The organism is Planococcus sp. CAU13, assembly GCF_000775575.1.
Lineage (GTDB): Bacteria > Bacillota > Bacilli > Bacillales_A > Planococcaceae > Planococcus.
In genome coordinates this window covers 1-8706 of the sequence record NZ_JRGN01000060.1, presented here as the reverse complement: position 1 = coordinate 8706, position 8706 = coordinate 1, and the positions used below count along the sequence as shown (strand labels likewise).

The window sequence follows — 8706 nt, the reverse complement described above, 5'->3', positions numbered from 1 at the left end:
TCGCCCGCATTTTCATTTAATCGCCCGCAAGTGGCTCCGGAACGCACGCCCCCCTAAAAACAATCCAATTCAGCGATTCCGCCTGTACATTCTCCCTTTTTTAATAAGAAAAACCCGCCTGCATCAAGATGCAAGCAGGTTTCCGCAAAATCCCTTACATATTCCGGCGATACTGGCCGCCGACTTCGTATAAGGCAGTCGTAATCTGACCGAGGCTTGCCACTTTGACAGTTTCCATCAATTCTTCGAAGATGTTGCCGCCAGTTTTCGCGACCTGCTTCAGGCGCTCAAGCGCTTCAGCTGAATCGTTGCGCTCCTGGAACGCGCGCAAATTGGCGATCTGTGTTTCTTTTTCTTCTTTTGTGGCGCGGGCGATTTCCATCGAGTTGATGTCTTCGTCCGATTGCGGATTCGGATTCAAGTATGTGTTGACTCCGATGATCGGCAATTCGCCTGTGTGTTTCAGCATTTCATAATGCATCGATTCTTCCTGGATCTTCCCTCGCTGATACTGTGTTTCCATTGCGCCAAGCACGCCGCCGCGGTCGTTGATGCGGTCGAATTCCTGCAATACCGCTTCTTCGACGAGCTGCGTCAGTTCTTCTACAATAAATGCCCCCTGCAGCGGGTTTTCGTTTTTCGACAGGCCGTGCTCTTTCGTGATGATCATCTGGATCGCCATAGCGCGGCGCACAGATTCTTCCGTCGGAGTCGTGATGGCTTCGTCGTAAGCGTTCGTGTGAAGCGAGTTCGTATTATCCTGCAATGCCATCAATGCCTGCAGCGTCGTCCGGATATCGTTGAAGTCGATTTCCTGTGCATGAAGGCTGCGGCCTGAAGTCTGCACATGGTATTTCAGTTTCTGGCTGCGTTCATTGGCACCGTACTTGTCGCGCATCACGATTGCCCAGATGCGTCTTGCTACACGGCCGATCACCGTATATTCCGGATCCAGGCCATTCGAGAAAAAGAATGACAGGTTCGGTGCGAAATCATCGATGTTCATGCCGCGGCTCAAATAATACTCCACGTACGTGAAGCCGTTCGACAGCGTGAACGCAAGCTGTGAAATCGGGTTTGCGCCCGCTTCCGCGATGTGATAGCCGGAAATCGAAACGGAATAGTAATTGCGCACTTTGTGGTCGATGAAGTATTGCTGGATATCGCCCATCATACGCAACGCGAATTCTGTTGAGAAGATGCACGTGTTCTGGCCCTGGTCTTCTTTCAGGATATCAGCCTGAACCGTACCGCGCACCACCTGCAGCGTGCCTTTACGGACTTCCGTAAATTCTTCGACTGTCAATGTGCGGCCAAGTTCTTCTTCGCGTTTTTTGACCTGCTGGTCGATTGCCGTATTCATGAACATTGCGAGGATTATCGGAGCCGGGCCGTTGATCGTCATCGAAACGGAAGTCGACGGCGCACAAAGGTCAAAGCCGTCATATAATTTCTTCATGTCATCCAGCGTACAGATGGATACACCTGATTCACCGACTTTACCATAGATATCCGGACGGTGATCCGGATCTTCGCCGTAAAGCGTTACAGAATCAAAAGCCGTTGACAAACGTTTTGCGTCATCATCTTTTGACAGATAATGAAAACGGCGATTTGTGCGTTCCGGTGTTCCTTCGCCCGCAAACTGGCGTTTTGGATCTTCACCCGCACGCTTGAACGGGAAAACGCCTGCTGTATAAGGGAATGAACCCGGCACGTTTTCAGCGTAGACCCAGCTCAAAATTTCGCCGTAATCGACGAATTTCGGCAGTACAACACGCGGAATCTTCAAGCCGGACAAGCTTTCTGTACGTAAAATCGTACGGATTTCCTTGTCGCGCACTTTCGTGACGAATTCATCGCCTGCATACGCTTCTTTCAGCGCAGCCCAGTTTTCGAGGATGCGTTTCGATTCGTTCGTCAATTCACCGCGTACGCCTTCCGCCAATGATTCGAGCGAATTCACCAATGCGTCATCCGGTGCATTCTTCTTCACTTCATCGATGGCGCCTTCCAATTGGAAGAGGCGACGGCCGAATGCTGCCTGCTCTTTCGATTTCGCGTGATAGCCGCGGACCGTATCCGTCAGTTCACGCAGATAATAACGGCGTTCATTTGGAATGATCAAATTCTCTTTCTGAGTTTTTACGAATTGCTCGTAATCCGTCGTCCAGTCCGTGCCGCATTTTTCATTGACAACTGCCACCAATGCCGCGAATAAAGAATTTGTCCCTTTATCGTTGAACTGGCTCGCAATCGTGCCGTAGACCGGCATTTCATCAAGAACTTTATCCCACAGCAGATGGCTGCGCTGGAACTGTTTCTGCACCTGGCGTAGTGCATCTTCCGAGCCTTTGCGCTCGAATTTATTGATGACGATCAAATCGGCGTAATCGATCATGTCGATTTTTTCTAGCTGCGTCGGCGCACCGAACTCGCTCGTCATAACATACATCGACACGTCTGAGAATCCGGCAATCGCCGCATCCCCTTGCCCAATGCCGCTTGTCTCCACTACGATTAGGTCGAAGCCGGCTGCTTTCACGACATCCAGCACATCACCGATCGCGCCGGAAAGTTCCGAACGCGAGCCGCGAGTCGCAAGGCTTCTCATGAAGACGCGGTTGTTGAAGATCGCGTTCATGCGGATGCGGTCACCGAGAAGGGCACCGCCTGTTTTTTGTTTAGTCGGGTCAATCGACAGGATTGCGATCCGTTTGTCCGGCAATTCGGACAGGAAACGGCGGATCAGTTCATCCGTCAGCGAGCTCTTGCCCGCTCCGCCTGTACCTGTAATCCCAAGAACAGGTGTATTTTTCGAACGCTCACGGACTGCCGCAAGCAATTCATTCGTATTGACGTCACGCGTATGCGCTTCTTCCACAGTCGTGATGAAATTGGCGAGCGCCACCGGATTGTCCGCTGACAACTCTTCAAGCGGTAGATCAGGTTTGACCGTGGAGAAATCACATTCCTCAACGATTTCCGTAATCATGCCCTGCAGGCCTTTTTTACGGCCGTCTTCCGGCGAGAAGATGCCGGCGATGCCGTATTCTTCAAGTTCCTGGATTTCGCGCGGCAGAATAACACCGCCGCCTCCGCCGTAGATGCGGATATGGCCGGCGCCACGTTCCTGCAGCAAATCATGCATGTACTTGAAGTATTCGACGTGGCCGCCTTGGTAAGATGAAATCGCAATACCCTGCACATCTTCCTGGATTGCCGCGTTGACCACTTCTTCAACAGAACGGTTATGTCCGAGGTGAATCACTTCCACACCGCTCGCCTGAAGGATGCGGCGCATGATGTTGATCGATGCGTCGTGGCCGTCAAAAAGGCTCGAAGCCGTCACGAAACGGATGTGGTTTTTCGGCTGATACGTTTTTGTTTCCTGGATTGTAGCCATTTATGAATAGCCCCCTGTTATCGAGATTTTTTCCCCAGCCATCCCCTGCAAAAGGAACTTCGTTTGCATTTCAATAAATTCTTCAATGGTGAAATCGCGCAGTGCCCAGCGGCGGAATGCCCACATCTGACCCTGGACGAATAAATGATGGGACGCCAGCAGGATTTCCTTCTGTGTCAGGTCCACCTGGCCGCGTTCGGCACATTCCGTCAGCAGGCGCTCGAAAAGGGAAACCATTTCCGTTTCTTTTTTCAGCACATACTGCAAAGCATCTTTCGGTAATGCTTTCGATTCCTGGTACATGACAACGAATTCATCCTGCATGTCGTCGATCAAGCCGTAATAATGCTCGAGAGCCGTCACCAGCACTTCCCATGAGCCGTTCTCCATATCAATAGAAGCCAGCCGCGAATGCACTTCATCGTAGATTGAGTCACAGACAAGATAAAGGACATCCTCTTTGGTGCGGATGTACTCGTAAAGAGTGCCGATGCTGAATCCGGCCGCTTTGGCGATTTCCCTCGTCGTTGTCCGGTGAAAGCCCTTTTCTTTGAAAAGCGTGACAGCGCCGCGGATCATCTGCGCCCGGCGCTTTTCGATCAGGCTTTCATCTTTAACGGAAGACTGTATTGCACGCTTTTCATTCATTGGCCTGCCTCCGATTATTTAGTGACCATACGGGAAATGACCAGACGCTGGATTTCCTGTGTGCCTTCATAGATTTGTGTGATTTTCGCGTCGCGCATAAAGCGTTCAACCGGATAATCTTTCGTATAGCCATAGCCGCCGAACACCTGAACCGCTTCAACAGTGACTTTCATCGCTGTATCGCCGGCCATCAATTTCGCCATCGCCGATTCTTTGCTGTATGAATATTTATTGGATTCGAGCCATGCAGCCTGATATGTCAGCAGGCGTGAAGCTTCGATTGAAGTCGCCATATCTGCCAGTTTAAATGATATGCCCTGATTTGCAGCAATCGGCTTGCCGAATTGCTCGCGCTCTTTCGCATAGCCGATGGCAGCGTCCATTGCGCCCTGTGCAATGCCGACTGCCTGAGCCGCGATGCCGTTCCGTCCGCCGTCAAGCGTCTGCATCGCAATTTTAAATCCTTGGCCAAGTTCACCAAGCATGTTTTCTTTCGGTACACGGCAATTGTCGAAAATGATTTCCGTTGTCGGACTTGAACGGATGCCAAGCTTGCGTTCTTTTTTGCCTACCGAGAATCCTTCAAAATCGCTTTCCACGATGAATGCAGTCGTGCCTTTATGTTTTGAAGTCGGGTCAGTCACAGCGAAGACGATGTAGATGTCCGCGATGCCGCCGTTTGTAATGAAGATTTTCGAACCGTTCAGAATGTAATGATCGCCGTCTTCTTTGGCAGAGGTTTTCATGCCGCCCGCGTCACTTCCTGAAGCCGGTTCAGTCAAACCGTAAGCGCCGATTTTCGTACCTTCTGCCATCGGACGCAGATATTTCTGTTTCTGCTCTTCTGTACCGAATGTGTAGACCGGCCAGCCGGCAAGTGATGTATGCGCTGACAGCGTTACGCCTGTCGATGCACAAACGCGTGACAATTCTTCAACCGCGATGCAATACGCCAGGTAATCGGATCCGATTCCGCCGTACTCTTCAGGCCAAGGAATCCCTGTCAGGCCCAGTTCAGCCATTTTATCAAAGATTTCGCGGTCAAAACGTTCTTCTTCGTCGCGCTCTTCTGCTGTCGGCGCCACTTCGTTGTTTGCAAAATCGCGCACCATTTTGCGGATCATTTCATGTTCTTCGCTTAATTTGAAATTCATTATCTTTTCCCCCTGCTATTTTAATAATTGCTTGCTGATGACGATTCGCTGGATTTCACTTGTGCCTTCGTAGATTTCCGTCACTTTTGCGTCGCGGAACAGACGCTCCACCGGATAATCTTCTGTATAGCCGTAGCCGCCGTATACCTGGATCGCTTCAATCGCGATATCCATGGCCGCTTTCGATGCGAACAGTTTCGCCATCGATGCTTCTTTATTGCAGTCCTTGCCTTCGGAATAAAGGCTCGCTGCGTTGTAAACCAACAGTTTCGCCGCCTCAACCTGTGTTGCCATATCGGCAAGTTTGAAGGCGACACCCTGCTGCTGAGCAATCGGTTTGCCGAACTGCTCGCGTTCTTTCGCATAAGCCACTGCATACTCATAGGCCGCTTCCGCAATGCCAAGTGCCTGTGCGGCGATGCCGATACGTCCGACATTCAAGTTTGCCATGGCGATAGAGAAGCCTTTATTTTCCGTACCAAGCATATTTTCAGCAGGCACCCGCATATTATCGAACGTCAATTGCACCGTACGCGAACCGTGCAGCCCCATTTTCTTCTCATCTTTTCCTATGATCAGGCCCGGATAATCTTTTTCAACAATAAAAGCGGAGATGCCGCGCGATCCAGCTTCCGGTTTCGTCGAAGCGAAGACGATATACGTATCCGCTTCGCCGCCGTTTGTGATGAACACTTTGGAGCCGTTCAATACGTAATCGTCGCCGTCGCGAACCGCTTTCGTCTTCAGGCTTCCGGCATCAGAGCCGGCAGACGGTTCAGTCAGACAGAATGCGCCAAGGTATTCGCCGCTTGCCAGTTTCGGCACGTATTTCGCAATTTGTTCCTCTGTCCCGAAATTCAGGATCGGATTGGTGCCGACTGATGTATGGACAGAAAGGATGACGCCGATGACGCCGCTCGCTTTCGATAATTCATGGATGGCCGTGATATAGGAAGTGAAATCCATTTCCGCGCCGCCGTATTTTTCCGGAGCTGTGATGCCCATCAGGCCAAGCTCCGCCATTTTGTTCATTATTTTTCGCGGAAATTCGCCCGCTTCCATTTTTTCGATGAACGGCGTAATTTCTTCACGCGCAAAATCGCGCACCATATTGCGCATCATAATCTGTTCGTCTGTAAAGTGTAAATCCAATGCGGGTTCCCCCTCGATTAATTGTATTCGTAGAATCCGCGTCCTGTTTTCTTGCCGAGCCAACCGGCTTTTACGTACTGGCGCAGTAACGGGCTTGGGCGGTATTTGCTGTCGCCGAATCCTTCATGCAGCACTTCCATGATGTAAAGGCACGTATCCAGGCCAATAAAATCAGCCAGTTCAAGCGGCCCCATCGGGTGGTTCATGCCCATTTTCATGATGCTGTCGATCGCTTCTTTCGTCGCTACGCCTTCCTGCAGCGTAAACACCGCTTCATTGATCATCGGCATCAGGATCCGGTTCGAAACGAAGCCCGGGAAGTCATTGCATTCTACCGGCGTCTTCGATAATTTTACTGTCATTTCTTCAATTGCCTTGTAAACTTCATCAGTCGTCGCAAGGCCGCGGATGATTTCAACCAGTTTCATGACCGGTACCGGATTCATGAAGTGCATGCCGATTACCTGCTCGGGACGGTTTGTCGCCGCTGCAATTTCCGTGATCGGCAGGGAAGAAGTATTCGTTGCAAGAATCGCGTGCTTCGGCGCCACTTCGTCAAGTTTCTTAAAGATGCTGTGTTTGATTTCCATATTTTCAACAGCCGCTTCGATGACGATGTCGATGTCATGCGCGTCATTCAAATCAAGTGAAGGAGTGATGCGGCCGAGAACTTCTGTTTTTTCCTCTTCTGTCATACGTCCTTTTTCGACGTTGCGGGAAAGGTTTTTCGTGATGTTCGCGATTCCGCGGTCGTATGCTTCCTGTTTCATATCATTCAATTTCACGATGAATCCTGCCTGTGCGCAAACCTGCGCGATGCCGGAACCCATCTGTCCGGCTCCGATCACCATTACGTTCTGAATTGCCATGCTTAATTTGCCTCCTTGGGAACTTCGATCATAATTGCGTCGCCTTGTCCGCCGCCTGAACAGATGGCAGCGATGCCGATACCGCCGCCGCGGCGTCTCAGCTCATACGCAAGCGTCAGGATGATGCGTGTTCCGCTGGCACCAATTGGGTGGCCGAGCGCAACAGAGCCACCGTTGACGTTGACTTTTTCGGCGTCAAGACCGGCGATTTTGGAGCTTGCGAGCGCGACCGCCGCAAATGCTTCATTGATTTCAAATAAATCGACATCCTCCAGTGATTTGCCGGTTTTCTTCAGTAATTCATTGATGACAAGGCCCGGTGTTTCCGGGAAGCGGTTTGGTTCAACCGCCACCTCTGTATGAGCCAAAACATAGGCAAGCGGCGTCTTGCCGTCTCTTTGCGCGCGTTCTTCGCTCATTAAGATTAATGCAGCCGCCCCGTCGTTGATGCCAGGCGCGTTACCTGCAGTAATCGTTCCATCCTTGCCAAATGCCGGTTTCAGTTTTGCCAGTGTATCCGCCGTTGTGCCTTCACGCGGCGCTTCATCCAGTACGACCTGGATCGGATCGCCTTTGCGCTGTTTCACTTCGACCGGCGTGATTTCTTCAGCGAAAATATCTTTTGATTTGAGTGCGCGTTCATGAGAACGGACAGACCATTCATCCTGCTTTTCACGCGTCAGGCCGTGTGCTTCTGCTGTCGCGTTTCCGTATGTGCCCATATGGACTTTTTCGGGATGGAATGAACACGATAAACCGTCGTACACCATGCCGTCGATCAGCTGCGAATCGCCCATGCGAAGCCCCCAGCGCGCTTTCGGCAAATAATAAGGCGTGTTCGACATCGATTCCATGCCGCCTGCCACAATAACTTCTTCATCGCCGAGGCGGATGATCTGGTCAGCAAGTGTCACAGAACGGAGGCCGGATGCACATACTTTATTGATCGTTTCTGATTTGACGTTATAAGGAATGCCCGCTTTATAGGCCGCCTGTCTGGATGGAATCTGCCCCTGGCCAGCCTGCAGCACGTTGCCCATGATGACTTCGTTGACATCTTCCGGCTGAATCCCGGCGCGGTTCATCGCTTCTTTGATCGCCGCCGCCCCAAGGTCACTCGCTGACAGCGAACTCAGGCTGCCGCCGTATTTTCCGAATGCTGTTCTTGCCCCGTCAATGATAACTGTTTTTGCCATTGTGATTTTCCTCCCTTTTGTTTGTAACCGTTTTCATATGGAATAAAAAAATATAAGGTGTTCCGTAAAATCTGAGAAGCGACGATAAACTGTGAAAAACCGATGATAAAGTCTTAAAAATCGACGATAAATGGCTTGGAATCGACGATAAACCCTTAAGAATCGACGATAAATTCCGGAATCGCTGATAAAACAGACATTAATCTTCGGGAAGTTGTTTCAGTTAATAACATTGCTCCTGCATCACTCCGCTACGTTACGTTGCTTCGTCGCAAATATTT

Annotated in this window: 7 protein-coding genes; 1 reads left to right on the top strand and 6 read right to left on the bottom strand. The window is 50.8% G+C overall.

The window, feature by feature from the left end:
* Nucleotides 1-193, top strand: a 193-nt coding sequence (locus KW93_RS17725) for a hypothetical protein (RefSeq protein ID WP_235318345.1), incomplete at its 5' end; no start/stop codon positions are given.
* On the opposite strand, the gene icmF is transcribed toward KW93_RS17725, so the two are convergent.
* Genes icmF through KW93_RS02480 form a run of 6 tightly spaced genes read right to left on the bottom strand, consistent with a single transcriptional unit; the run spans nucleotide 155 to nucleotide 8425 of the window.
* On the bottom strand, nucleotides 155-3406 hold the full coding sequence (icmF, locus tag KW93_RS02505; RefSeq protein WP_033541385.1) for a fused isobutyryl-CoA mutase/GTPase IcmF: 3252 nt from the start codon (nucleotides 3404-3406) through the stop codon (nucleotides 155-157). The genes KW93_RS17725 and icmF overlap by 39 nt on opposite strands.
* Nucleotides 3407-4054 (bottom strand): TetR/AcrR family transcriptional regulator, encoded by a 648-nt coding sequence (locus KW93_RS02500; RefSeq protein WP_033541384.1) that lies wholly within the window; start codon nucleotides 4052-4054, stop codon nucleotides 3407-3409.
* Between the two features lie 14 nt (nucleotides 4055-4068).
* Nucleotides 4069-5208, bottom strand: coding sequence for an acyl-CoA dehydrogenase (locus KW93_RS02495; protein WP_033541383.1), 1140 nt, complete (start codon nucleotides 5206-5208; stop codon nucleotides 4069-4071).
* Between the two features lie 15 nt (nucleotides 5209-5223).
* Nucleotides 5224-6360: an acyl-CoA dehydrogenase gene (locus KW93_RS02490; protein WP_033541382.1), complete on the bottom strand. Its 1137-nt coding sequence runs from the start codon at nucleotides 6358-6360 to the stop codon at nucleotides 5224-5226.
* A 17-nt stretch (nucleotides 6361-6377) separates the two neighbouring features.
* Complete coding sequence (locus KW93_RS02485; RefSeq protein ID WP_033541381.1) at nucleotides 6378-7229, bottom strand: 3-hydroxybutyryl-CoA dehydrogenase; 852 nt, start codon at nucleotides 7227-7229, stop codon at nucleotides 6378-6380.
* 2 nt (nucleotides 7230-7231) lie between these two features.
* The gene (locus tag KW93_RS02480; RefSeq protein ID WP_033541380.1) at nucleotides 7232-8425 is read right to left on the bottom strand and encodes an acetyl-CoA C-acetyltransferase; all 1194 of its coding nucleotides are present in this window, start codon (nucleotides 8423-8425) and stop codon (nucleotides 7232-7234) included.
* Between the last annotated feature and the right edge of the window lie 281 nt (nucleotides 8426-8706).

Excerpts from the sequence above, each read along its gene's own strand:
- KW93_RS02500 (WP_033541384.1), bottom strand. The coding sequence starts at position 4,054 with ATGAATGAAAAGCGTGCAATACAGTCTTCCGTTAAAGATGAAAGCCTG.
- KW93_RS02495 (WP_033541383.1), bottom strand. The coding sequence starts at position 5,208 with ATGAATTTCAAATTAAGCGAAGAACATGAAATGATCCGCAAAATGGTG.
- KW93_RS02480 (WP_033541380.1), bottom strand. The coding sequence starts at position 8,425 with ATGGCAAAAACAGTTATCATTGACGGGGCAAGAACAGCATTCGGAAAA.
- icmF (WP_033541385.1), bottom strand. The coding sequence starts at position 3,406 with ATGGCTACAATCCAGGAAACAAAAACGTATCAGCCGAAAAACCACATC.
- KW93_RS02485 (WP_033541381.1), bottom strand. The coding sequence starts at position 7,229 with ATGGCAATTCAGAACGTAATGGTGATCGGAGCCGGACAGATGGGTTCC.